We start from the raw sequence: 24,416 nt of genomic DNA on the forward strand, positions 1-24,416 counted from the left end.
GTTCGGCTCCGGCCGCAGGACCCGGCAGCGAACGCGCCGGCAGTTGGGAAGGGACGCGGGGCGCCGTTCACTTCAAGCGATACACCCTCCGCCGGAGCGCCAAGTGGGACAGAATGGGAGGATGTCTAACCTTTTCGGTTCAAAGCCGCCACGCGATGAAGGCCGCAGCCTGCCCCAGGGAGAAACGGTGGGCCGCTACACGGCCTACCTGGACGCCCAGAAAGCGGTGGACTATCTGGCAGACAGCAAGTTTCCCGTCCAGATGGTCTCGATCATCGGCAATGAGCTGAAGTCAGTGGAGCGGGTGACCGGCAGTCTGTCCTACCCGAAGGTGGCGCTGTCCTCGGCCGCGACCGGCGCCTGGTTTGGCCTGTTTGTGGGACTGGCCCTGATGCTGTTTGCCGGCGGGGAATCCTACTTGTCGTTGATTCCCTCCATGGCGCTGGGCGCGGCCTTCTGGCTGCTGTTCGGGGTGCTGGCCTACGCCATGCAGCGCGGCCGGCGGGATTTCACGTCCATCAGCCAGGTCGTCGCCACCAGCTATGACGTGATTGTTGCCCCGCAGGCCGCCAATGACGCCCGTCGGCTGCTGCAGCAGCTGCCGATGATCGGGCAGCACGGCCATCCCCAGCCTCCGCAGAACCGGCCCCCATACCAGGGCACGCCGCCGTACCAGGGGCAGACTCCGCCGCAGGGCGGCCAGGGCGCAGCTCCGGACCGTCCGGCAAGCTGGGCCAATCCCTACGGCGCGGCGACCGGCCAGCCGCAGGCCCCGGCGGGCCAGCCCGACGCGGGACAGCAGGGGGCCGGCGGCACCCACGGCGCATCTGCAGCACCGGACTCCGCCGGAACCGTGCCCCGCGGCCAGTTCCCGGATCTTCCCGACGGCCGACCGCAGTACGGGGTGCGGCTTCCGCCGGCACCGGAGGCACCGGCGGATTCGGCGGATTCGGCCGAACCGCAGCAGAACAGCGCCGACGGGCAGAACAGCAGCAACGGTGCAGAAAACGGGAACAGCAGCACCGGCAGCAACCGCTAGCAACCGGCTACAGCCAACAGCAGAGGCTCCGCACCCAAGGGGTGCGGAGCCTCTGCTGGTTCCCGGCAACCTGGTTTATTCAGGCGGCTTGGGCCATTCCGGCGGGCCGGCGCTATTCAGCGGCGTACAGGCCAGCCATCCAGTTTTCGACGTCCTCGGGATTGCGCGGCAGGGCAGCGCTGAGGTTGACGGGACCGTCGGCCGTGATCAGGATGTCGTCCTCGATCCGAACGCCGATGCCCCGGTATTCCTCGGGGACGGTCAGGTCCTCGTCCTTGAAGTACAGGCCGGGCTCAATGGTGAAGACCATGCCCTCGGTGATGATGCCGTCCAGGTACAGGTCCTTGCGTGCCTGCGCGCAGTCGTGGACGTCCATGCCAAGGTGGTGGCTGGTGCCGTGCGGCATCCAGCGGCGGTGCTGCTGGCCTTCGCTGGAGAGTGCTTCCTCGAGCGGAACCGGAAGCAAGCCCCAGCTGTCGAGGCGCTCGGCCAGCACCCGGACAGCTGCGGCATGGACGTCGCGGAACTTGGCGCCGGGCTTGGCGGCGGCGAAGCCTGCGTCCGCTGCGTCCAGGACGGCCTGGTAGATCTTGCGCTGCACGGGGGAGTAGCTGCCGTTGACCGGAACCGTGCGGGTGATGTCTGCGGTGTAGAGGCTGTCGGCTTCCACCCCTGCGTCCAGGAGCAGGAGTTCGCCGGCGTTTACCGTGCCGTTGTTGCGGATCCAGTGCAGGACCGTGGCGTTGTTGCCGGCGGCGGCGATGGTGTCGTAGCCGAGGTCGTTGCCTTCTTCGCGTGCACGGGCGAAGAACGCACCCTCAACGACGCGTTCGCCGCGCGGATGGGAGATGGCACGGGGCAGCGCCTTGATCACCTCGGTGAAGCCGTTGACAGTGGCTGCCACGGCGGCCTTCATCTGCTCCACTTCCCATTCGTCCTTGATCAGGCGAAGTTCGGACAGCGCCTCGGTCAGTTCGCCGTCGAGGGCATCGAGTGCGCTGAGGTCCACGTTTTCCGGATCCATGGCGGTGTTGTAGCGGACGGTGTCCACCAGGGCGTCGACCATTTCGTCGACCTTGCGCAGCAGGCGGACGGAGATGCCGCCGAACTTCGGGTCGCCGACGTTGGAGGTGATGGCGGTTTCGGCTTCGTCCAAGTGGCGGGTCGGCAGGTCCAGCAGGGCGCTGACCTGCTCCAGTCCCAGGCGGGAGCCGATCCAGAACGCGCCGTAGCGGGCGTTGGAGTAGAACTCCTCGCTGTCGGTGCCGGCCAGCGGACGGAAGTACAGGACCGCGGTGTGGTTGCCGCCGTCGTCGCCGGTGCCCGGCTCCACCGGATCCAGCACGAGAATGGCATCCGGTTCCTGATCCAGCCCCAGTCCCGTCATGTGCGCAAAGCCGGAGTGCGGCCGGAAGCGGTAATCGGTGTCGTTGGAACGGACCTTCAGCGGGCCGGCGGGGATCACCAGGCGTTCGCCCGGGAAGCGCTCCGAGAGTGCACGGCGGCGCTGAGCCGCGTGCGCGGCGACTTCTGCACGGGCCGGAAGTGCGGCGTCGTCATCGGCCCAGCCCGTGGCCATGAAGGCCTTGTAGGCTTCGTTGGAGGGCTTCTGCGAACGGTTGTTTACGCGGTCATCCAGGGGCTGCCCTTCGGACAGCTCCTCGAGTCCGGACGCATCGGCGGTGGTCAGTGGATTCGCATCAGTAGTCACTCTTCCATGGTCTCACTGAGCAGCCGGGGCGGCCAAACATCCCGGGCTGCGCTGCCGTGCCGCAGGAGCATCGGGTGTGGCGGAACCAAGTAGATTGATGAGGTGAGAATCGACCTGCATACGCACTCAACAGTCTCCGACGGAACCCAGCCGCCGGCGGCCGTCATGAAGTCCGCCAAGGAAACCGGACTGGACGTCGTTGCCCTGACTGACCATGACTCGACCGCCGGCTGGGCGGACGCCGGGGAGGCGGCCCGCAGCATTGGCCTGACTCTGGTGCCCGGCATGGAGGTGTCCTGCCGCAGCAGCGAAGGCATCAGCGTCCACGTTCTGTCCTATCTGCACGATCCCGCGCATCCCGGGCTGCTGGCAGAGATCGCCCGGTCACGCTCGGCCCGGGTGTCGCGGGCGGAGTTGATGGTGCAGCGGCTGGCTGAAGACTTTCCCATCAACTGGGAGCTGGTCCAGGAGCATGTGGCGCCGGGGGCGACCATCGGGCGGCCGCACATTGCCGACGCCCTTGTTGCCGCAGGCGTGGTGCCGAACCGCTCCGCGGCGTTCTCAGGCATCCTCACCGCCCGCTCGCGCTACTTTGTGGCGCACTACGCCCCGGACCCGGCCCGCGCCGTCGAACTGATTCGGGAGGCCGGGGGCGTGCCGGTGTTCGCCCATCCGGTGGCATCCTCCCGGGGCCGGGTGGTCGGTGAGCAGACCTTCGCCGACATGATCGACGCCGGATTGCTTGGCGTCGAGGCCGACCACCGGGACAACCCGGTGGAGGGCCGCGCCTGGCTGCGGCAGCTGGCGGCAAAGAACTCCCTGCTGGTCACCGGCTCCAGCGATTACCACGGAACGGGCAAGCCCAATCTGCTGGGAGAATTCACCACGGCACCGGACGTACTGGAGCAAATCACGGCGCTGGCCACCGGATCCCCAGTGATTTCGCCCTAGGACTTTTTGTCCACGGCAACGGGAGCTAACTGACGGCCTCTGCCGTCACCGCGCCGGCAGCGACAGCGGCGGCTGCCGCAGCTGCCGCAGCTGACGCGGCAGCCACCGCCTCGCTCGGCACCAGATCCGCGGCATGCCCCAGCCGTTTGGCCATCACCTCGATGGCCTGCGGGTTGGCATCCACGCAAACAAACCTGCGGTTCAGCTTCGCAGCGACGGCGCCGAGCGTTCCGGAACCGGCGAAGAAGTCCAGAACCCAGTCGCCCTCGCGGCTGCTGGCTGCCACCGTGCGGCGCAGCAGTCCCTCGGGCTTCTGCGTGGGATAGCCGGTTTTTTCCTTGCCGGTGGGCGACACAATGGTGTGCCACCAGACATCCGTCGGCAGCTTGCCCAGCGCCACCTTCTCGGGGGTGACCAGCCCCGGGGCCATGTACGGCTCACGGTCCACCTCGGCGTTGTCGAAGTGGTACGCGGCAGGGTTCTTCACATACACCAGGATGTTGTCGTGCTTGGCGGGCCAGCGGTTCTTCGCCCGTCCGCCGTAGTCGTAGGCCCAGATGATCTCGTTGAGGAAGCAGTCCCTGCCGAAAAGGGCATCGAGCATGACCTTCGCGTAGTGCACCTCCCGGTAGTCCAGGTGCACGTACAGGGTTCCGTCGTCGGCCAGCAGCCGCCAGGCTTCAGCCAGGCGCGGTTCCAGGAACGCCCAGTAATCCTCGAACGCGTCGTCGTAACTGGAGAGCAGGCCCTTGACCGTGCTGTAGCTGCGGCCCTTGAACCCGACGCGGTCGCCGCTGCCGTCGGCGCTGCGGACCATGGTGGTCTGCTGCCGCCGCTGGGACCGGCCGGTGTTGAACGGAGGATCCACGTAGATCATGGTGAAGGCGCCGTCGGGCAGGGTGGGCAGGAACACGGCGTTGTCCGCGTGCACCACCAGCGACCTGCCGTCCGGCGACCAAAGGGGTGTGCTCATGGGCTGTGGCGCTGCCCGGCTATTCGGCGGCGGGTGCGGCGTCGCCCACCACTTCGCCGTTGCGGCGGCGGGTGCGGGTCCGGCGGGGACGGCCGGCAGCGCTGTCCGCGGCAACCGCTGCCGGCGCCTCGGCCTTCTGGGCGGGCGCGGCTGCGGAGTCGTCGGAGCGGCGCGGGCTGTCGCGCTTCTCCGACCGCGGCCGGTCGCTGCTGCGTGTGCGGTCACTGCCGCGGGGGCGGTCACCGCGCGTGCCGCCGCGGGAGCGGTCGCTGCCGCGGGAACCGTCGCGGGCGGGGGCCGCGGCGTTCTTCTTTCCGGTTTCGCCCAGGTCCTCGATCTTTTCGGCGCCGATGCCGGCCAGAGTGCGCTTGTTGCGCGGCAGCCGGCCCTTGGTGCCCTCGGGGATGTCCAGGTCGGTGTACAGGTGCGGGGAGGAGGAGTACGTTTCCACCGGCTCGGCCTGGTCCAGGCCCAGGGCCTTGTTGATCAGTCCCCAGCGGGGGACGTCGTCCCAGTCCACGAAGGTCACCGCGGTGCCCTTGTTGCCGGCGCGGCCGGTGCGGCCCACGCGGTGCAGGTAGGTCTTCTCGTCTTCGGGGCACTGGTAGTTGATGACGTGGGTGACGTCGTCGACGTCGATGCCGCGGGCCGCGACGTCGGTGGCGACGAGAACGTCCACCTTCTCGTTGCGGAAGGCACGCATGGCCTGTTCGCGGGCGCCCTGGCCCAGGTCGCCGTGCATGGCGGCTACGGCGAAGCCGCGGTCGGCCAGTTCCTCGGACAGCTTGGCGGCCGTGCGCTTGGTCTTGGTGAAGATGATGGTGCGGCCGCGGCCCTTGGACTGCAGGATGCGGGATACCACTTCGCTCTTGTCGAGGTTGTGGGCGCGGTAGACAACCTGGCGGATGTCCTTCTTAGTCAGGCCCTCGTCGTCGGGATCGGCGGCGCGGATGTGCGTGGGCTTGGTCATGTAGCGGCGCGCCATGGCGACGACGGCGCCGGGCATGGTGGCCGAGAACAGCAGCGTCTGGCGGACGGCGGGGGTGGCCGCCATCAGGGTCTCGACGTCGGGCAGGAAGCCCAGGTCCAGCATTTCATCGGCTTCGTCGAGGACGACGATGCGGACGTTCTTCAGCGACAGGTGCTTTTTGTTGTACAGGTCGATCAGGCGTCCGGGGGTTCCGACGACGATCTCCACGCCGGCGGCCAGGGACTCGATCTGCGGTTCGTACGCACGTCCGCCGTAAATCGTGACGATCCGGGCGCCGCGGCGCTTCGCTGCGGTGGAGAGGTCGCCGGCCACCTGGACGGCGAGCTCGCGGGTCGGGACGACGATCAGGGCCTGCGGTGCGCCGGGCACGGCGAGGGAGGCGTACGCTTCGTCGTCCGGGGCGATGACGCGCTGGATGGCGGGAATGCCGAAGCCGAGTGTCTTGCCGGTACCGGTCTTGGCCTGGCCAATGATGTCGTGGCCGCCCAGAGCCACCGGAAGCGTCATGGACTGGATCGGGAAGGGATGGGTAATCCCGGCCTCGGCCAGCGACTCCACGATGTCGGAGCGGACACCGAAATCGGCGAAGGTCAGGTCCGGAATTTCAGCTGCCGCCTGTGAAGTGGCAAGGGTCTCGGCGACGGTCAGAGCTTCGTTGCTGTCGTCCGCGGTGAGGTGGCGGTTGTCGTCCACCTGGGTAAGTTCAGTGTTCAATTAAATACCGTTCAGTTAGGCATCGCGGCGCCATGCTCGACGAGTGGCTGTCAAAGCCCATACCGGAGCGGGTGGCACGCGCATGATGCGTCCAGCGGAAGCCGATCGCGGGCTAACAACTGCAGGTCCGCCGCGGTGCATCGGGCACGGGAGGCGGCCAAAAATATCAAGATCGCGTAGGTATTGCGGGTCTGGCTAAGGTCTATCAGACGACCGGGCATCCTTTTACTACCCTCCAAGTCTACCCGGTGGTCGCCGGTGACCGCGCATTGGCAGCGGGTGCGGCGTGCGGCCGGGCGGCAGCCTGTTCTTTCGGTGAAAAGGCAGCTGGAAGGCAGGCGGCAGGTCGGAGGGGTCCGCTGTGGCCTGCGCCCGCCGGTGCGGTCCCGGCGGGGCACCGGCGGTACGCTGGGATCCATGACTAACCGGACACGCCCCGAGCCAGTTGCCACTTCCGGCCCGGAGATTCCGGACCCTTCGCTTGACCCCGCGGAGCTGTACCGACGCTTCCTGTCGGACCTCTTCGGCGTCATGGCCTACGGGGAGCTGTCAGCGTTCGAGCGCATGTCCTCCGACGCCCGGTTTTCCCCAACACTGCATGACCGCACGGTCCTGGGCCGGCTCGCCGTGCGCGAGTATGAACACTATGAACGGGTGACGGGCCACCTTCAGTCGCTGGGTCTGGATCCCGAGGCGGCGATGCGGCCGTTCCAGCCGTCGGTGGACGCCTTCCATGACCGGACCCGTCCCGCTGACTGGTTTGAGTCGCTGATGAAGTTCTACGTCACGGACGCCATTTCCGATGACTTCTATCAATCGGTGGCTGCGCGCCTGGACCCGGCGACGGCGGATCTGGTGCTTGGGCTGCAGGAAGCAGAACCAACGGGGGCGGTCCTTGAGGCGCGGCTTCAGCAGGCGCTGGCGGATGATCCCCGGCTGTCCTCGCGCCTGGCCCTGTGGGGCCGCCGGCTGGTGGGCGAAGCCCTGACCCAGGCGCAGCGCGTGGTCCTGGAGCGTGCTGTTCTGGGCGGACTGCTGCAGGACACGGATCAGGGCCTTTACGAGGATGAGGTCAAGAACCTCTTTGCCGCCCTCACGCGCAACCACTCGCGCCGCATGAGCAGGCTCGGGCTCACTGCCTGACCGTGCGACCTGAGATCCCTGCTGGCCTCACGCGCCGGACCGGGGCAGTTCCGGGGCTAGGACCGCAGCACCCGCTCCAGTTCCGCCGTATCCCGCGCCTCGCGCGCCGGGCCCAGGACAAGCGCCGTGCCAACGGCACCGACGGCGCCGATTACCGGAGGAAGAACCCAGACGAGCCAGTGCAGGTCAGGATCCGAACCGGCGCCGGCCAGTTGCAGGAGGATCCAGGACAGCATGCCGGCAACCAGGGCCAGCCCCGGGAGCAGGAAGATGCCGTAGCGGGACCGGCGCCGGTCAGCGCCCCATACGACGAAACCGACCGCCAATGAGGCTAGGGCGGTGACGATCAGGCTGGTCATCTTCCTGTCTTCCGGTTCGGAGGCTACAGGGCGCCGAAGCCGACGCGCCGAACCTCTTCGGCACCAATTTCCACATAGCCGATCACACCGGCCGGAACCATGATGAGACGGCCCTTGTCGTCCTTCAGGCGCAGTTCCTTCTGCGCGGTCAGGGCCTCTGCCACCACATCGGCAACGGCGTCGGCGTTCTGGCTCGACTCAAAGACAATTTCGCGCCCAACATTCTGAATACCGATTTTTACTTCCACCGTGGTGCCTCCTGTATTAATGAACGTATCCGGTTCGAAATCTACTCTAGATCTCCTTGGGGAACCGGCTGATTCCGCGCCAAGCTAAACGGTAAATGAGTTCGGAGGCCGCATCGATGTCCAGGTCTCCGTTAGTCTCCAGCCAATAGCGGGCGCTGACCTGCGCCATTCCGGCAAGCGCCCGGCCCAGCAGGGTGGCTTCCACGGGGGAAAGCTTGGTGTCCTCAGCGATCACGCCGGCAATACTGCTGGCGAAGCGGGCATTAAACTCCTCGATCCGGGCGCTGACCTCCGCATCGTTCGTCAGGTCGGATTCGAACACCAGCCGGTGGCCCTGGCTGTCCTGCGCCACAAAGCGGAAGTATGCCCGCATCGTTTCCCGGACGCGCAGCTTGTTGTCAGTGGTGGAGTTCAGCGCCGACGTAAGGAACTCCGTCAGTGTTCCCAGATGGTTCTCCAACAGCGCCAGATACAGCTCGCGCTTGCCGGGAAAATGCTGGTAGAGCACGGGTTTGCTGACACGGGCCGCTTCGGCGATGTCATCCATGGCGGCTCCGTGGAAGCCGTTGCTGACAAAGACCTCCTGCGCGGCGCTCAGCAGCTGGCGGCGGCGTTCCTCCCGGGGGAGCCGGGTTGCTTTGCCGGTTTGCTGGTTGCTCACGTGTTTGGACCTCTCAACAACACCGGGCCGAAGCGCCCGGAGAACGGACTTCAGTTTACCCGCGGGTAATAAGCGCGAAAGGTTCCGCGGCGCGATTGGGTACTAGATTGGGAGCCATGACTGAGCTTCAGACCGCACTGCCGCCGCTGGTCGAGCCTGCGGCAGGGCTTACGGGCGAGGAAACCCTTCGATATTCCAGGCATTTGATTCTGCCTGAATTCGGCATGCAGGCGCAGCAGCGCCTGAAGAATGCCCGGGTCCTGGTGATCGGCGCCGGCGGGCTGGGATCGCCGGCGCTGCTGTATCTGGCGGCCGCAGGGGTGGGAACCCTGGGCATCCTGGACGACGACACGGTGGAGGCCTCCAACCTGCAGCGCCAAGTGATCCACGGGGTCTCCGACGTCGGCAGCTCCAAGGCGGAGTCGGCCCGCCGCAGCGTCCTGGAACTCAACCCCCTCGTCGAGGTCCGGCTGCATCCGGTGCGGCTGGACGCCTCCAACGCGGTGGACATCTTTGCCGGCTACGACCTGATCCTGGACGGCACCGACAACTTCGCGACCCGCTACTTGGTGAACGATGCCGCCGAGATCCTGGGCAAACCCTATGTCTGGGGTTCCATCCTGCGCTTTGACGGCCAGGTGAGTGTTTTTTGGGGAAAGCACGGCCCGACGTACCGGGACCTTTACCCCGAGGCTCCGCCGCCGGGTTCGGTACCTTCCTGCGCCGAGGGCGGGGTGCTGGGTGTGTTGTGCGCGCAGATCGGCGCGGTGATGGTCAATGAGGCCGTGAAGCTGATCACCGGCACCGGGGTGACGCTGCTGGGACGGGTCCTGGTGCTCAATGCCCTGGACATGGTCTGGCGGGAGATCCGGGTGCGGAAGGACCCGGCGGCAGTGCCGGTCACCGAGCTGATCGACTATGAGGCTTTCTGCGGCCTGCCGGAAGGAAGCGGCGCCGGCCGGGGGAGCGGTGCCCAGGTGCCTGCTGTGGGAGTCCATGACCTGCAGCGGCTGCTTGCCGCGCGGCTGGCCGGTGCCCGGGACTTCGACCTGCTGGATGTCCGGGAGCCCGGCGAGCACGCGATCGTGAGCATCGACGGAGCGCTGCTGATGCCGCGGGCAGGAATCCTCTCGGGGGAGAACCTTCCGGAGCGCGGGCGGGAGCTGTACGTTCACTGCAAATCAGGGGTGCGGTCGGCCGAAGTGGCGGCCTTCCTCCTGGGGCAGGGCTACACCGACGTATTTAATGTGTCCGGCGGAATCCTGGAGTGGGTGCGGGAAATCGAACCGGCCAAGCCGGTGTACTGAAATGCCGGAGAACTGAGAAGCCGGCGCTGAGATCCGGCTAGGCGGATTCCGCCGTGTCCGAGTCGTCGATCGAGGCAATTCCGGCGTGCCCGGCCGGCAGGCTGCCGTGCGCGGGGGCGGCGGGCCGGCGCGTGACCGGCTGGTCCGGGGTGATGCCGAAGAGGGCTTCGAGTCCCTTGATGTAGTCGTCCTGCTGGCCGCTGGCAGCCAACTCGCGGGCGCGGACCGTGGGCACGTGTAGCAGCTGCTTGACCATGCGGCGCATGGCGAATTCCACTTCCTCAGCAGCACCGGTGCAGCCGTGCTGGGCGCGGACCTTTTCCAGTTCCGAGTCCAGGACATTCAGCGTGTGCCGGCGCAGCGCCACGATCGCCGAATCCATTTGCCGGCTCAGCTGGAGCTCGGAAAACTGCTTGGCGGCGTCGGCCACGATGCCGCTGGCCTGCTTCAGTGATTCGGCCTGCTCGGCCGGCGCGGCAAGGCGCACCGATTCCAGGGTGATCAGGTCCACGCCGTCCACTTCGCGCACGGCGGGCTCGAAATCATGTGTCAGGGCCAGGTCGATGATGATCAGCGGCTTGTTGCTGTGGGCCCGCACGCGGCGGATGTCCTTGGCGCTGACCTGGCTGTCGCTGCCGCTGCAGCCGATCACGACGTCGGCAGCGGCCAGGGCTGCGGGAAGGGAATCCCGTGTCAGCGGAGTGCCGCCGCGGGAAGCCGTGAAGGACTCGGCGCGCTCGGAGGAGGAGTAAACGCTGATCTCGGTGCAGCCGCGTTCCTTGAGCAGTGCCATGGTGGCGCCGGCGTAGGCGCCGGTGCCGAACACGACCACTGACTTGTTCCGCCAGTCGATGTCCACGGAAAGGTCGGTGGCCAGTTCCAGGGCGACCGACACAATGGACAGCCCCCGTTTGCCCAGGGCAGTCAGGGCGCCGACATCCTTGGCGGTGCGGGATGCGGTCTGGAAAAGCCGGGTCAGGCCGCCGCTGGCGGTGCCTTTTTCCTGGGCTTCGATCAGTGCCCGCCGGACCTGGCCGGCAATTTCGCGTTCGCCCACGACGGCGGAGTCCAGGCCTGCGCCGACGGCGAACAGGTGCTTGGCAACCGATTCGCCGGTGTTCGTGGTGAAGGAGCGCGAAACGAGGTCCTTGTTCAGTCCCGAGTGGCGGCTGATTTCTGCGACGACGGCGGAGCGGGCAGCTTCAATGTCCGCCTCCGACTTGGCCTCGCAATAGACCTCGAACCGGTTGCAGGTTGCCAGGACAACTGAGCCTGACACCGCCGACCCGGTTTCGAGCAGGGAAGTAGAGACCTGGGACGCGCCGGCGCTTAGGCGGGCAACAGTCTCCAGATCAACATCGGAGTGCGTCGCAATAAGGGAAAGTAGAACCACAGTGAGTCAATACTAGCCACCGCTGCCGCCGTACCCTCAATAGGCGCCCCTAACCTGGGCCCTTTTCGAGGTGTTTCCCGTCACCTCGGGGGTCTGCGCGGGCACCGCCGGAGCGGCTGGTTATCGTTCGGGCCGGATTTTGGAGAGAATCAGGGTATGACTCTTAGCGCCTCTCATCCGCTCATGGATGGCCGCACGGCCGATTCCCCTCTGATTACTGCGTACCGCGGGGGAATTCCGTCCCGCCGACCGGTCTGGTTTATGCGTCAGGCCGGCAGGTCGCTTCCGGAATACCGCAAACTGCGGGAAGGGACCGCAATGCTGGATTCCTGCCTGGATCCGGCCATGGCCTCGGAAATTACCCTGCAGCCGGTTCGTCGGCATGACGTTGATGCGGGGATTTTCTTCTCGGATATTGTCATCCCGCTCAAGCTGGCAGGCGTCGACGTCGACATTGTTCCCGGCGTCGGGCCGGTCCTGGGTTCACCGGTGCGCACGGCGGCCGATGTCGCTGCGCTGCCGACGCTGACCGAGGAGGCCCTGGAGCCGATCCGTGAAGCTGTCCGCCTCACCGTGGCCGAACTCGGCACAACGCCCCTGATCGGCTTTGCCGGAGCCCCGTTTACGCTGGCCGCCTACATGGTGGAGGGCAAGCCGTCCCGCGACCATCTGGGCCCCCGGACCATGATGCATGCGGATCCGGACACCTGGCAGGCCCTGACCTCCTGGGCAGCTGATGCTTCGGGCATGTTCCTGCGTGCCCAGCTGGAGGCCGGCGCCAGCGCCGGGCAGCTGTTCGACTCCTGGGTCGGATCCCTGGGCCTGGCCGATTACACCCGCCACGTCGCGCCGGCCTCGGCGCGGGCGCTGGACCACGTCCGGGATCTGGGCGCTCCGCTGGTGCACTTCGGCACCGGCACCTCCGAGCTGCTCGGTGCCATGCGCGACGTCGGCGTCGACGTGGTCGGCGTGGACTACCGGCTGCCGCTGGATGAGGCCAACCGCCGGCTGGGCGGAACCACGCCGCTGCAGGGCAATATCGACCCCGCACTGCTGGAAGCCCCCTGGCCCGTGCTGGAGGCACACGTCCGCGAAGTGCTGGCGGCCGGAGCCGGAGCCCCCGGCCACGTCGTCAACCTGGGCCACGGCGTCCCGCCGGACACCGATCCGGACGTCCTGACCCGTATTGTCGAGCTGATCCACTCGGTGGAGCCGTAACCATGCCGCACCGTCCGGTTCTTCCCCATTTCCCGGTTTCCCGGAAATCCAACCCCGAGACTGAAGCAGCGGAACTCCCCGTCCCGGCTCGGAGCGCCGTGGTGGTTGGCGGCGGAATTTCCGGCCTGATTGCGGCCCGCGACCTGGCCCGCGGCGGCCTTGCCGTGACGCTGCTGGAAGCCGGCGCTGCCGTGGGCGGCTGCGTGGGCACCCACTCCGTCGCCGGCCTGACCCTGGACAGCGGAGCGGAATCCTTCGCCACCCGTTCGCCGGCCGTTCCCGAGCTGATCGGGGAACTGGGCCTGGGCGACGCCGTCGTAAGCCCCAACCGGGACGGTGCCTGGCTGCAGCTCGCCGGCGAGGACGTCGCTGCCGCCGCCCAGCGGATGCCGCAGAGCGGCCTGCTCGGCATCCCCGCCGATCCCCGGGCACCTGAAATCGTCCGGGCCATCGGGCGGGCCGGCGCCGCCCGGGCGGCCTTGGACAAGATCCTGCCCGTCGGTGCCCTGGCCCGCAGGGAAAGCGTCAGCCTCGGCGAGGTGGTCCGCGCCCGGATGGGTGATGCAGTGCTGCGCCGGCTGGTGGCACCCGTTGTGGGCGGCGTTTATTCGTCGGATCCGGACGTCCTGGACGTGGACTCCGTAGCTCCCGGGCTGCGCGCGGCCTTGGCCAAGCACGGGTCGCTGGCTGCGGCTGTGGGGTCCCTGCGCGCCTCGGCGCCCGCCGGCTCCGCTGTTGCCGGCCTTGCCGGCGGCATGGGCAGGCTCAGCCGCGCTCTGGAGGAGGATCTCGCGGCCCGGGGCGTCAAGGTGGATACCGGTGTGGCCGTGGACTCGGTGGCACGCGACGGCGCCGGATGGACCGTTTCCGCTGCCGGACGCACCCTGTCCGCGGACGCGCTCGTGGTGGCAACCGACGGTCCCGCCGCCGTGGACCTGCTCGCCGGCACCGTGCCGGAACTCGCCGCCGCCCGCCCGGGCCCGGGCCCCGGCGTCGCACTCGTGACCCTGGTCATCGACCAGCCGGACCTTGACGCCCATCCCCGCGGCACCGGTGTCCTCGTGGCCGAAGACGTTCAGGGCGTGGATGCGAAAGCCCTGACCCATGCCACGGCCAAGTGGCAGTGGCTTGCGGACTCCACCGGACCGGGCACCCATGTGCTGCGGCTGTCCTACGGGCGGGCGCTCAGCGCGGCAGACGCGGCGTCAGCCCGGCCCAGCCCGGTGGAACGGGACGACGACGATCTCTTCGCTCAGGCGCTGGCCGACGCCTCGGTGCTGCTCCAGGTTCCACTGGGCGTTGACGACGTCGTCGGCTGGGATGTGGTCCGGTGGGTGGGGGCACTTCCCTCCGCCGCCGTCGGGCACCGGGACCGGGTCGCCTCGGTCCGTGCCGCCGTCGACGCGGTTCCCGGGCTGGAAGTTGTCGGAGCATGGCTGGCCGGCACCGGACTGGCCGCCGTCACCGCCGACACCCGCACCCGGATGTCCGGTCTGGTGGAGCAGCTGGACCAGTTGTGACATTAGCCACTTCTACACCAAGTAGAAGTGGAGTATTTCGTCTAAGCCTGCCCGGAAGGGCAGACTGTTAATCATGAGTGAGCCCATGGGTCAGAGCACCGAAGAAACAGCCGTTAACGAAGAACAGTTCTTTACCCTCTGGACCGTTTTCAAGCGGTCTGCGGCGGGCGGAGCCGGCGCTGACGCTGCCGACACCGAAGAAAACACCAGGGCCTTCGAGGCCCTCACGCAGGAGCTCGCCGGCCGGCAGGTCACCCTGCGCGGGCTGTACGACGTGTCGGCCATGCGCGCCGACGCCGACATCATGGTGTGGCTGCACGGCGGCCGCGCCGAAGACCTGCAGTCCGCCGTCCGCGAGATCCGCCGCTCGGGCCTGTTCGCCGGCACTGAAATCGTCTGGTCGGCCATGGGCGTGCACCGGGATGCCGAGTTCTCCAAGAACCACTGGCCCTCCTACGCCCGGGGCATCGCTCCCGAAACCTGGATCTGCGTCTACCCGTTTGTCCGCTCCTACGAGTGGTACCTGCTGCCGGCCGAGGAACGCGGCAAGATGCTGCGCGACCACGGCATGCTCGGCCGTGAATTCCCCCAGGTCCTGGCCAACACCGTGGCCTCCTTCGCCCTGGGTGACTGGGAGTGGATCCTGGGCCTCGAGGCCCCGAACCTGACCGACCTGGTGGATATGATGCGCCACCTGCGCTCCACCGAGGCCCGCAATCACGTCCGCGAAGAAATTCCCTTCTACACCGGCCGGCGCATCGCCGCCGCCGAAGTTGCCGAGGTGCTGAAATAATGACTTCCCCCACCAACGAGGCCGGCAACGAGCCCGCGGCCTTCGACCCGTTTGACGGCGTTGACGACAACGGCCGGATGGCGCCGAAGCACTACGACGCCATCCTGTTGGCCTCCTTCGGCGGCCCCGAAGGACAGGAAGACGTCATCCCCTTCCTGCGCAACGTCACCCGCGGCCGCGGCATCCCCGACGAGCGTCTCGAAGAGGTGGCCACGCACTACCGCGCCAACGGCGGCATCAGCCCCATCAACGAGCAGAACCGCGCGCTGAAAGCGGCGCTCGAAGCCGAGCTGAAGCGCCGCGGCATCGACACCCCGGTGCTGTGGGGCAACCGCAACTGGGCGCCGTACATCAAGGACGTGCTGCAGGAGGCCTACGACACCGGCTACCGGCGCCTGCTGATGGTCACCACCAGCGTGTACTCCTCCTACTCGAGCTGCCGCCAGTACCGCGAAGACCTGGGCATGAACCTGCTGGCCACCGGCCTGGACAAGAAGCTGCAGGTGGACAAGGTCCGCCAGTACTTCGACCACCCCGGGTTTGTGGAGCCGTTCGTTGAAGGCGTCCGCGAGTCCATCGCCAACGTCCGCGGCCAGCTGGCCGAACGCGGGGAGGACGGCGGGAAGATTGAAATCCTCTTCTCCACCCACTCCATCCCCACCGCCGACGCCGAAGCTTCCGGGCCGCGCGACCGCGAGTTCGAGGAAGGCAGCGCCTACGTGGCGCAGCACCTTGCCAACGCCCGCGCGATCATCGACCGCATCCCCGAAGCGGCGGGCCTGGACTGGCAGCTGGTGTACCAGTCCCGCTCCGGATCCCCGCACACCCCTTGGCTGGAACCGGACATCAACGATGCCATCGCCGAACTGCCGGCCAAGGGCGTCCGCGGTGCCGTGATTGTTCCGCTGGGCTTTGTCAGCGACCACATGGAAGTCCTCTGGGACCTCGACACCGAAGCCATGCAGTCCTGCCGGGACCTGGGCCTGGCGGCGCACCGCACACCCACCCCCGGCATCCATGAGACGTTCGTTTCCGGCCTCGTGGACCTCCTGTCCGAGCGCACGGCGGAGCACAACATCGCCGACCGCCCGGCCGTGACGAAACTCGGTCCCTGGTACGACGTCTGCCGCCCCGGCTGCTGCGCCAACCTGCGCGGAGAGAAGCCGACGATCGCCGGCGCCGACTCCACAGTGGGTGTCCAGTAGTGGCGCAGTCGCCCGTTCTGATCGGGACCCGGGGCAGCGCCCTGGCCGTCACCCAGACCACGACCGTGGCCAATGCACTGTCCGACCTGGGCGGCTTCGACGTCGAACTGGTCCGGATCCGGACTGAGGGGGACATCAACCGCGCCGCTCTCTCGCAGATCGGCGGCACCGGCGTTTTCGTCGCCGCGCTGCGTGACGCGCTGCTGCGCGGGGACTGCGACGTTGCCGTGCACTCGCTTAAGGACCTGCCCACCGGGGCGGCCGAGGGCCTTGCCATCGGCGCGATTCCCACCCGGGTGGACGTTCGTGACGCGCTCTGCGCCCGGGACGGCCTGATCCTGGCCCAGCTTCCGCAGGGCGCCCGTGTGGGCACCGGATCCCCGCGCCGGGCCGCGCAGCTGCGCGCCGCGCGTCCGGACCTGGAAGTGGTTGATATCCGCGGCAACGTCGACACCCGGCTGGGCCGGGTCGCCGGCCTCGTGGAGGGCGCCCCCGGCGACCTCGACGCCGTCGTCCTGGCGGCTGCGGGACTGGCGCGCCTGGGCCGGCTGGAGATGGTCTCGGAATTCCTGGACCCCTCGGTGATGCTGCCGGCTCCGGGCCAGGGCGCCCTCGCCGTGGAGTGCCGGAGCTCCGACGCCGCCGACGGTCCGCTGAGCCGTGCTCTTGCGGCCTACGACAACAATGCCGCCCGGCTGACAGTGACCGCCGAACGGGCGCTGCTGAACCGGCTGGAGGCCGGCTGCACCGCACCGATCGGCGCCCTGGCCACGCTGACCGAGACGCGGCTGCAGCTGGAAGCCGTGGTGTGCAGCGACGACGGAACGCGGGTTATGCGGCGTTCGGCCGCAACCGCGGTGCTGGACGAAGACGGTGCCCGCTCCCTGGGCATCCGCCTCGCCGAAGACCTGCTCGCCGCCGGCGCGGCGTCCCTGACGGACCTCGCGGTCAGTTGATGCGCCGTTCCCGGAGCTGCTGACGTGGCAGCCAGGAAACCCCGGCCGGAGCTCGCGGGACTGACAGTGGTCCTCCCGCGCACTCCGGACCGGGCGGCCGCCATGGCCGCCGAACTCGCCGAGCGGGGCGCGGCCGTGGACCTGATGCCGCTGATCGATTTCCAGTTCCCCGAGGACACCACCGAGCTGGACCGGGCGCTCAAGGCACTGCGGTCCGGACGTTTTGCGTGGGTGGTCTTCACCAGCGTGACAACGGTCCGGGCCATGGTCCGGCGCTGCGCCGCGCTCGGGGTGCCGGTGCCCACCGCCATCCCGTCCGGAACCTGCGTCGCTGCCGTGGGAGCAGGCACACGGCAGGCCCTCGAAGACATCGGGCTGGACGTTGACCTGATGCCCGACGGTGACCAGTCCGCCCGCGGGCTGGCAGAATCCTGGCCCCACCCCTCAGCGTCCGATCCCGAGGGCGGTGCCCTGCGGATCCTCCTGCCCCAGGCCGACCTGGCCGATCCGGCACTGTCCAACGCCCTGACCGGGCTCGGCTGGGACGTCCGCACGGTCACCGCTTACTGCACTGTCGACTACCCGGCGGCGGGCGTGCGCTTCACCCCGGCAGCCGACGACGGCGCGGCCGGCGGAAGCCGCCTGCTCACCCCGCAGGAATTCCTGGCCGGGGCGCCGGCCGGTCCGCGCGCCGTCGTCCTGACCTCGCCCAGCATTGCCACCCGCTTTCTGCGGCAGTGCGCGCCGGTTCCGCCGGGCACGCTGCTTGTCGCCATCGGGGACAGCACCGCCGCCCGGATGACCGAGCTGGGCGTGAGCCCGCAGGCTGTGGCGCAGCAGCCCACGCCGGCGGGAATAGCACAGGCCCTTGCCGTTGCTGTTGCTAAGAGCCCCTCAACCTGAATTTCCCAGAAACCCGGAAGGCAGAACACCATGAGCTTCCCCCAGCACCGTCCGCGCCGGCTGCGCACCACCCCCGCCATGCGGCGGCTGACCGCAGAGTTCCGGCTGGATCCCGCCGAGCTGATCCTTCCGGCCTTCGTCCGCGAGGGCCTGACCGAGCCCAATCCGCTGGCCTCGATGCCCGGCGTCGTGCAGCACACGCTGGACAGCCTGAAGAAGGCGGCCGCGGAAGCGGTGGACCTGGGCGTCGGCGGCATCATGCTCTTCGGCATCCCGGCCGAGCGGGACGCCGTCGGCAGCGCCGGAACTGATCCGAACGGCATCCTGAACCGCGGCATTGCCGCCGTCCGCGAGGAGGTGGGCGACGAGCTCGTCATCATGAGCGACGTCTGCCTGGATGAGTTCACCGACCACGGGCACTGCGGCGTCCTGGATGCACAGGGCCGGGTCGACAACGACGCCACGCTGGAAATCTACGGCCGCATGGCCGTGGAGCAGGCCCGGGCCGGGGCCCATGTGCTGGGCCCGTCCGGCATGATGGACGGCCAGATCGCCGTGATTCGGCGCGCCCTGGACGAGGCCGGTCACACCGATGTGTCGCTGTTCGCTTACGCCGCCAAGTACGCCTCCGCCTTCTACGGGCCGTTCCGCGAAGCCGTGGACTCCCAGTTGAAGGGGGACCGGCGCACCTACCAGATGGACGCCGCCAACCGCCGTGAGGCCCTGGTGGAAGTGGAACTGGACCTTGAAGAGGGCGCCGACATGGTGATGGTCAAGCCGGCCATGAGCTACCTCGACGTGCTGGCCGATGTGGCCGCCATGTCACCGGTGCCCGTGGGTGCTTACCAGATCTCCGGCGAGTACGCGATGATTGAAGCCGCTGCCGCCAACGGCTGGATTGACCGCCGCCGCGCGATTGAAGAGTCGGTCCTTGGCATCAAGCGGGCCGGCGCGAACATGATTCTCACCTACTGGGCCACCGAACTGGCGGCCTGGCTGAAGGAAAGCAAGTAATGACTTCACCTGCAACAGCCACCTCCTCCCAGGAGCTCTTCGACCGTGCCCGGGCCCTGATGCCCGGCGGCGTGAACTCGCCGGTGCGGGCCTTCGGGTCCGTCGGCGGCACACCCCGGTTCATGGTCTCGGCCAAGGGACCCTACATCACCGATTCCGAGGGCCGCGAGTACGTGGACCTGGTCTGCTCCTGGGGGCCGGCCCTGGTGGGGCATTCCCATCCGGACGTGCTGGCTGCCGTGCACGCCGCCGTCGACAACGGGCTGTCCTTCGGAGCCTCCACCCCGGCTGAGGCCGAGCTGGCCCAGCTGGTGATGGACCGGGTGCCGGCCGTGAAGCGTCTGCGCATGGTCTCCACCGGCACCGAAGCCACCATGACCGCCGTTCGGCTGGCCAGGGGCTTCACCGGCCGCAACCTGATCATCAAGTTCGCCGGGTGCTACCACGGCCATCTTGACGGTCTGCTGGCCGCCGCCGGCTCGGGCCTGGCCACGCTGGCCCTGCCCGGATCCGCCGGCGTCACCGAAGCGACAGCCGCCGAAACGCTGGTGCTGCCGTACAACGACGTCGCGGCCGTGGAGGCTGCCTTCGCCGAGCACGGTGCGAACATCGCCGCCGTCATCACCGAAGCCGCCCCCGCGAACATGGGCGTGGTGACACCGGAGCCCGGCTTTAATGCGGCGCTTTCCCGGATCACCGCCGAACACGGGGCGCTGCTGATCCTGGATGAAGTGCTGACCGGATTCCGCACCGGACCTGCCGGCTACTGGGGGCTCACGGGCGGCGCCGCCGACGCAGCCGAGCCCTGGGCGCCGGATCTGTTCACCTTCGGCAAGGTCATTGGCGGCGGCATGCCCGTCGCCGCCCTGGGCGGCCGTGCCGATGTCATGGACTACCTGGCACCGCTGGGACCGGTCTACCAGGCCGGAACCCTGTCCGGCAATCCGATCGCCATGGCGGCCGGCGTTGCCACGCTGCGCGCCGCCACCGCCGAGGTCTACGCCACCGTGGACGCCCGCTCCGCCGAGCTCTCAGCAGCGGTGTCCGCGGCTCTGGACGCGGCCGGCGTGGACCACAGCATCCAGCGGGCCGGCAACCTGTTCAGCGTCGCCTTCGGCACCTCGGCCACCGGCGTGCACAACTACGAGCAGGCCCAGGCCCAGCAGGCCTTCCGCTACAAGCCGTTCTTCCACTCGATGCTGGATTCCGGCGTTTACCTGCCGCCGTCGGTCTTCGAGGCCTGGTTCCTCTCCGGCGCGCACGACGACGCCGCGATGGAACGCATTTACGCAGCGCTGCCGGCGGCCGCGAAGGCTGCCGCCGACGCCCAGCCGTAGGTCCCGCGCCCGGGATCCAAACGGATCAGAAAAGCCCCGCACCGGTCAGAACCGGTGCGGGGCTTTTCTTTTTCAGCGGGGTGGCGGACTACCGGGCAGCCTTAGAAGGCGGCGGTGACGTCACCGTTGGGCCAAGTTTCCTCGATGAAGGTCTTGACCTCGGGGGAGTGCAGCAGCTCTTCGAGCTTGTCGATGCGGGCGTCCTTGTTGCCGGTCTTCCAGGCCACGAAGTTGGCGTAAGGGTTGTCCTCGACGGATTCCACCAGCAGAGCATCATCGGTGCTCAGGCCGGCGGCCAGGATGTAGTTGCCGTTGAGGATTGCCAGGTCAACGGTGGGATCGCTCAGGTCGTTGACCAGCAGTTCCGGCTGGTTCTCGACAAAGTCCAGGCCCTTGGGGTTCTGCTCGTCGGTCAGGGCGAGCACCGAGGCGTCGTCCTCGATGTTCTCCAGCAGGCCGGCCTCTTCCAGGAGCGTCAGCGCGCGGGCCTGGTTGGACGGGTCATTGGTGATGGCGATGCGGGCGCCGTCGCCGACGGCCGAGATGTCCTCGTGCTTTTCCGAGAACACTGCGTACGGCTCCACGTGGACGCCGGCGCCGTGTTCAAAGTCGTAGCCCTGCGACTCGACCTGGGACTCGAAGTACGGCAGGTGCTGGTAGTAGTTGGCGTCCAGCGAGCCGTCATCCAGGGCGATGTTCGGAGTGACGTAGTCGTCGAATTCCTTGATTTCCAGGTCCAGGCCCGCGTCGGCGGCCAGGTTGTCGTCAACGTACTGGAGGATCTGCGCGTGGGGCAGCGGGCTGGCGCCCACCGTCAGGGTCGCCGGGTTGGCCGGGTCCAGGGAATCGACGGAGGTGGAAGCTTCTTCCGAGCTTCCACAGGCCGACAGCGCCAGGGCCGCGGCCACACCGGTGGCAACAAGGGTCAGAGATTTACGCATCGGATGCGTTCCTTTCAAGTGACCCGGGTCGGGAGACTTCCGGCCCGGACAGGGAGCAGCTAGCGGCTACTGGCTGCAGATTCGCGGGCGCCGCCCGCGGAGAGCGGGGCGGCGGCCCGGAAAGCGGAGGTGGCAACGGGGATTGCCGGACGGGCGTCGGGCGTCAGCGGGACGTCCGGGTGCCGGAGTTGCCGCGGCCGCCTTCGGCGGCGGCCTCGGGGGAGGCTTCGGCGGCGGCGAGCTCGTCCGACGGCTGGCCGGACCGGGCGGAGGCGCCGACAGACGCGGCCGTGCCGGCAGCCGCGGCGGCTGCCTGCGGACGGCGGCGGCGTTTGCCGGAGCCGCCGGCCGAGCGGTGGTCCACCCGGCGGGCAACGATGTCGCCGGTGATCTGGATGATCTGGACAATCGCCACGATCACAATGATGGTGACCACCATGACGCCGCTGTCGAAGCGCTGGACGCCGTAGTTGTAGGCCAGCCGGCCCAAACCGCCGCCGCCGACGATGCCGGCCATGGCCGAGTAGCCGACCAGGGTCACCATGGTGGTGGTCAGGGCGGCTACCAGCCCGGGCATGGCTTCGGGCAGCAGGACCTTGGTGACAATCTGCATTTTGGTGGAACCCATCACCAGTGCGGCGTCGATCTTGCCGCCGGAGACGTCGCGGAGCGCGGTTTCCACCAGGCGGGCAAAGAACGGAATGGTGCCGATGCTCAGCGCCACGCAGGCGGCGATCGGTCCGATCGAGGTGCCGGTGATGATTCGGGCCAGCGGAATCAGCGTCACCATCAGGATGGCGAACGGAATCGAGCGGGTGATGTTCACGATCACTCCGCTGACGATCCTGTTGGTCACCGGCAGCGGACGCAGGCCGCCGGGTGCGCTGGTGTGCAGGAAAATGCCCAGCGGCAGGCCGATCAGCAGTGTCACCAACCCGGAAATGGCGACCATCTGCAGCGTTTCCAGAATGGATTCGGGCAGTGCCTTGGTGATTCCGGGGTTGTTCAGGAGTTCAGTAAGGAAGTTCATGCGGCCACCTCCACGGCAACGCCCTGGTCGGCGAGATAGTCGGTAACGGCTCTCATGTCAGTGTGGACATCGAGCTGGATGCGCAGCCGGCCGAAGCGGCGGCCCGCGAGGGTCTCCACGGAACCGGCCAGGACGTTGACGTCGGTGTCGAAGCGCCGGGTCAGGGCGGAGAGCACCGGCTCGGTGGCGTTGCCGCCGGTGAGCAGGAGCTCCAGGACCGGACCGGTCGGGTCCCCGGGAAGGATGGGGGTGGCCGGCAGCGGGATGAGCTGCTTCGCCAGCCGGCCGCCCAAGTTCGAGGCGACCTCGTTCAGGGCGCCGTGCTCCGCCACGCGTCCGGCTTCAAGCAGGGAGACGGAGTCGCAGATGCGCTTCACGACGTTCATTTCGTGCGTGATGATCAGCACCGTCAGCCCCAGGCGGTGCGACAAATCAGCGATGAGGTCGAGGATGTCGTCGGTGGTGGCCGGATCCAGTGCGGAGGTGGGCTCGTCGCAGAGCAGGATGTCCGGGTCCGACGCCAGGGCGCGGGCAATGCCCACACGCTGCTTTTGGCCACCGGACAGCTGCGCCGGATAGGCGCCGCCGAAGCTTTCCAGGCCGACCAGGCGCAGCAGGTCGGAAACCTTGTCCTGGATGACCTGTTTCTTGGCGCCGGCCAGTTCGAGGGGGTGGGCAATATTCGCTGCCGCGGTGCGGGAGTCCATCAGGTTTGCGTGCTGGAACACCATGCCGATGCGGCGCCGCGCGGTGCGGATCTCGGAGTCCTTCACCGCTGTCAGTTCCCGGCCGTCGATGGTTACCGAGCCCGACGTCGGCCGGTCCAGCAGCGTGAGGCAACGCACCAGCGTTGACTTGCCGGCGCCGGAGTGCCCGATGATCCCGTGAATGGATCCCTTGGGCACGCTCAGGCTGACGCCGTCGAGCGCGGTGACGTCGCGGTCGCCCTGGCGGTATACCTTGCGCAGGTCGGTAACTGTGATCATTGATCCTCGTGGTCTACGTAGGGGGCCGGCCAGTGGCCGGTTGCCCGCGGCGGATGTGATGGGGCACGTCCGGGGCCGGGCCTGGGGAGGTGTCTGCCAATCCCGTGGCACGAGGCGCCGGGTCCGCAGGAGCGCCCCTGCCACGGGGGTCTCCAGGGCACGCCTGGGGCGCCATCAGCGCCTAACACAGGTGCAAGTATCTCATGCAGAGGGCTCAGGACATGATTCATGCCGATGTATGAAGCAGGCTTCCTTTATGTTGCGTCCTGTGACTCACGGTATTGCCTTCCGGCTGCGTGGATGACCCGTCCTGCCCGGGCGCGGAAGTCAGGCGCGGGCGGGCCAGGAGCCGTCCACCACGGCTGCCGGGTCCTTGCGCCTCAGATAGTCCTGGAAGCTGGCGGCCTGTGCGCCGGCCCAGCCGATCTGCGCCTGGTGCAGCGCTCCGGCGTCGCCGTGCAGCGCGGGATAGCGTCCGGCCATGGCGCGGGCAACGCCCAGCGTGGCCATGACATCCGCCGCAGAGGTGTGGGCGTTCTCGAACCCGACACCGTAGTGCTCGGTCAGGGCGGTGAGAGTGCGCTTGCCGCGGCGGTACCGGTCCACCTGCTTGTCCAGGATGTAGGGGTCGATCACCGGAGCGGGTGCCGGCGCGGTCAGGTTGAAGCGTTCGCATTCCCGGTTCAGGACGGTGAAGTCGTAGCAGGCGTTGAAGGCCAGGACCGGGATGCCGGCGGCAAACATGCCTCCGAGCACGCCGGCGATTTCAGCGGTCACCTCAGGCGCGGGGCGGCCTTCGGCCCGGGCACGCTCGGTGCTGACGCCGTGGATGGCGGCGGCTTCGGCGGGGATGTCCTCCTCGACTGCGGCGAGCCACTCGTGGTGCTGCAGAATCTCCCCCTGTCCATTGACGAGAATGATGGAGGCGGTGACGATGCGTGCGGTGTGCGGATCGCGGCCGGTGGTCTCAAGATCAAAGGCCGCGTGGGGGAGTTCATGCCAGCTGTTCATGAAATAAACGTA

22 protein-coding genes and 1 pseudogene are annotated in these 24,416 nt (G+C 68.1%); 12 read left to right on the forward strand and 11 right to left on the reverse strand.

What is annotated here, in order from left to right:
* Positions 1-121: 121 nt before the first annotated feature.
* Entirely contained in the window at positions 122-1,039 is a 918-nt protein-coding gene (locus QNN99_RS03450) for a YflT domain-containing protein (RefSeq protein ID WP_229964989.1), read from the forward strand.
* A 112-nt stretch (positions 1,040-1,151) separates the two neighbouring features.
* Here the strand turns inward: QNN99_RS03450 and QNN99_RS03455 are convergent, their stop codons facing one another.
* The gene (locus QNN99_RS03455; protein ID WP_442860467.1) at positions 1,152-2,750 is read right to left on the reverse strand and encodes an aminopeptidase P family protein; all 1,599 of its coding nucleotides are present in this window, start codon (positions 2,748-2,750) and stop codon (positions 1,152-1,154) included.
* Positions 2,751-2,852: 102 nt separating this feature from the next.
* Between QNN99_RS03455 and QNN99_RS03460 the strand changes: the two genes are divergently transcribed.
* Positions 2,853-3,701, forward strand: a complete 849-nt coding sequence (locus QNN99_RS03460) for a PHP domain-containing protein (RefSeq protein ID WP_229964990.1) — start codon at positions 2,853-2,855, stop codon at positions 3,699-3,701.
* Positions 3,702-3,726: 25 nt separating this feature from the next.
* On the opposite strand, the gene QNN99_RS03465 is transcribed toward QNN99_RS03460, so the two are convergent.
* Together QNN99_RS03465 and QNN99_RS03470 are read right to left on the reverse strand one after the other, a co-directional pair.
* Positions 3,727-4,674, reverse strand: a complete 948-nt coding sequence (locus QNN99_RS03465) for a DNA-methyltransferase (protein WP_229964991.1) — start codon at positions 4,672-4,674, stop codon at positions 3,727-3,729.
* A gap of 19 nt (positions 4,675-4,693) precedes the next feature.
* Positions 4,694-6,313 carry a DEAD/DEAH box helicase gene (locus tag QNN99_RS03470; protein ID WP_229965066.1) on the reverse strand — a complete coding sequence of 540 codons (1,620 nt, stop codon included), beginning with the start codon at positions 6,311-6,313 and terminating at the stop codon, positions 4,694-4,696.
* 483 nt (positions 6,314-6,796) lie between these two features.
* On the opposite strand from QNN99_RS03470, the gene QNN99_RS03475 reads away from it, so the two are divergent.
* Entirely contained in the window at positions 6,797-7,522 is a 726-nt protein-coding gene (locus tag QNN99_RS03475; RefSeq protein ID WP_229964992.1) for a ferritin-like fold-containing protein, read from the forward strand.
* Positions 7,523-7,578: 56 nt separating this feature from the next.
* Here QNN99_RS03475 and QNN99_RS03480 read toward each other — a convergent pair whose 3' ends face one another.
* From QNN99_RS03480 to QNN99_RS03490, 3 genes are read right to left on the reverse strand one after another with little or no spacing between them, the layout of a single operon-like run.
* Entirely contained in the window at positions 7,579-7,881 is a 303-nt protein-coding gene (locus QNN99_RS03480) for a hypothetical protein (RefSeq protein WP_229964993.1), read from the reverse strand.
* Positions 7,882-7,904: 23 nt separating this feature from the next.
* Positions 7,905-8,129, reverse strand: a complete 225-nt coding sequence (locus QNN99_RS03485) for a DUF3107 domain-containing protein (protein ID WP_229964994.1) — start codon at positions 8,127-8,129, stop codon at positions 7,905-7,907.
* A gap of 46 nt (positions 8,130-8,175) precedes the next feature.
* Positions 8,176-8,790: a TetR/AcrR family transcriptional regulator gene (locus QNN99_RS03490; protein ID WP_229964995.1), complete on the reverse strand. Its 615-nt coding sequence runs from the start codon at positions 8,788-8,790 to the stop codon at positions 8,176-8,178.
* A 116-nt stretch (positions 8,791-8,906) separates the two neighbouring features.
* Between QNN99_RS03490 and moeB the strand changes: the two genes are divergently transcribed.
* Positions 8,907-10,097, forward strand: a complete 1,191-nt coding sequence (gene moeB, locus QNN99_RS03495; protein ID WP_229964996.1) for a molybdopterin-synthase adenylyltransferase MoeB — start codon at positions 8,907-8,909, stop codon at positions 10,095-10,097.
* 37 nt (positions 10,098-10,134) lie between these two features.
* On the opposite strand, the gene QNN99_RS03500 is transcribed toward moeB, so the two are convergent.
* Positions 10,135-11,490: a glutamyl-tRNA reductase gene (locus tag QNN99_RS03500; RefSeq protein ID WP_229964997.1), complete on the reverse strand. Its 1,356-nt coding sequence runs from the start codon at positions 11,488-11,490 to the stop codon at positions 10,135-10,137.
* A 156-nt stretch (positions 11,491-11,646) separates the two neighbouring features.
* On the opposite strand from QNN99_RS03500, the gene hemE reads away from it, so the two are divergent.
* The 8 genes from hemE to hemL all read left to right on the forward strand — a co-directional run bounded on the left by hemE (position 11,647) and on the right by hemL (position 20,436).
* The gene (gene hemE / locus QNN99_RS03505) at positions 11,647-12,708 is read left to right on the forward strand and encodes a uroporphyrinogen decarboxylase (protein WP_229964998.1); all 1,062 of its coding nucleotides are present in this window, start codon (positions 11,647-11,649) and stop codon (positions 12,706-12,708) included.
* A gap of 2 nt (positions 12,709-12,710) precedes the next feature.
* Positions 12,711-14,228, forward strand: a complete 1,518-nt coding sequence (gene hemG, locus QNN99_RS03510) for a protoporphyrinogen oxidase (protein ID WP_229964999.1) — start codon at positions 12,711-12,713, stop codon at positions 14,226-14,228.
* Positions 14,229-14,301: 73 nt separating this feature from the next.
* Positions 14,302-15,021, forward strand: coding sequence for a hydrogen peroxide-dependent heme synthase (gene hemQ, locus QNN99_RS03515; protein ID WP_229965000.1), 720 nt, complete (start codon positions 14,302-14,304; stop codon positions 15,019-15,021).
* Complete coding sequence (locus QNN99_RS03520; protein WP_442860468.1) at positions 15,021-16,226, forward strand: ferrochelatase; 1,206 nt, start codon at positions 15,021-15,023, stop codon at positions 16,224-16,226. Before hemQ ends, QNN99_RS03520 begins: the two co-directional genes overlap by 1 nt.
* Positions 16,226-17,182: a hydroxymethylbilane synthase gene (gene hemC / locus QNN99_RS03525; RefSeq protein ID WP_229965001.1), complete on the forward strand. Its 957-nt coding sequence runs from the start codon at positions 16,226-16,228 to the stop codon at positions 17,180-17,182. The genes QNN99_RS03520 and hemC overlap by 1 nt, the downstream gene beginning before the upstream one ends.
* Before the next feature lie 24 nt (positions 17,183-17,206).
* Positions 17,207-18,085: a uroporphyrinogen-III synthase gene (locus tag QNN99_RS03530; protein WP_229965002.1), complete on the forward strand. Its 879-nt coding sequence runs from the start codon at positions 17,207-17,209 to the stop codon at positions 18,083-18,085.
* 30 nt (positions 18,086-18,115) lie between these two features.
* Positions 18,116-19,099 (forward strand): porphobilinogen synthase, encoded by a 984-nt coding sequence (hemB, locus tag QNN99_RS03535; RefSeq protein WP_229965003.1) that lies wholly within the window; start codon positions 18,116-18,118, stop codon positions 19,097-19,099.
* On the forward strand, positions 19,099-20,436 hold the full coding sequence (gene hemL, locus QNN99_RS03540; RefSeq protein WP_229965004.1) for a glutamate-1-semialdehyde 2,1-aminomutase: 1,338 nt from the start codon (positions 19,099-19,101) through the stop codon (positions 20,434-20,436). Before hemB ends, hemL begins: the two co-directional genes overlap by 1 nt.
* 101 nt (positions 20,437-20,537) lie before the next feature.
* Here the strand turns inward: hemL and QNN99_RS03545 are convergent, their stop codons facing one another.
* The 4 genes and pseudogenes from QNN99_RS03545 to QNN99_RS03560 form a co-directional block, all read right to left on the reverse strand.
* Entirely contained in the window at positions 20,538-21,377 is an 840-nt protein-coding gene (locus QNN99_RS03545; protein ID WP_229965005.1) for a MetQ/NlpA family ABC transporter substrate-binding protein, read from the reverse strand.
* 352 nt (positions 21,378-21,729) lie between these two features.
* Positions 21,730-22,407 (reverse strand): annotated as a pseudogene (locus QNN99_RS03550) (methionine ABC transporter permease); the annotation flags it as partial.
* Positions 22,404-23,393 carry a methionine ABC transporter ATP-binding protein gene (locus QNN99_RS03555; protein ID WP_229965006.1) on the reverse strand — a complete coding sequence of 330 codons (990 nt, stop codon included), beginning with the start codon at positions 23,391-23,393 and terminating at the stop codon, positions 22,404-22,406. The pseudogene QNN99_RS03550 and the gene QNN99_RS03555, both read right to left, overlap by 4 nt.
* 327 nt (positions 23,394-23,720) lie before the next feature.
* A complete protein-coding gene (locus QNN99_RS03560) occupies positions 23,721-24,404 on the reverse strand; it encodes a 3'-5' exonuclease (protein WP_229965068.1) in 684 nt (227 codons plus the stop codon).
* Between the last annotated feature and the right edge of the window lie 12 nt (positions 24,405-24,416).

Source organism: Arthrobacter sp. zg.Y820 (assembly GCF_030125555.1).
Taxonomy (GTDB): Bacteria; Actinomycetota; Actinomycetes; order Actinomycetales; family Micrococcaceae; genus Arthrobacter_B.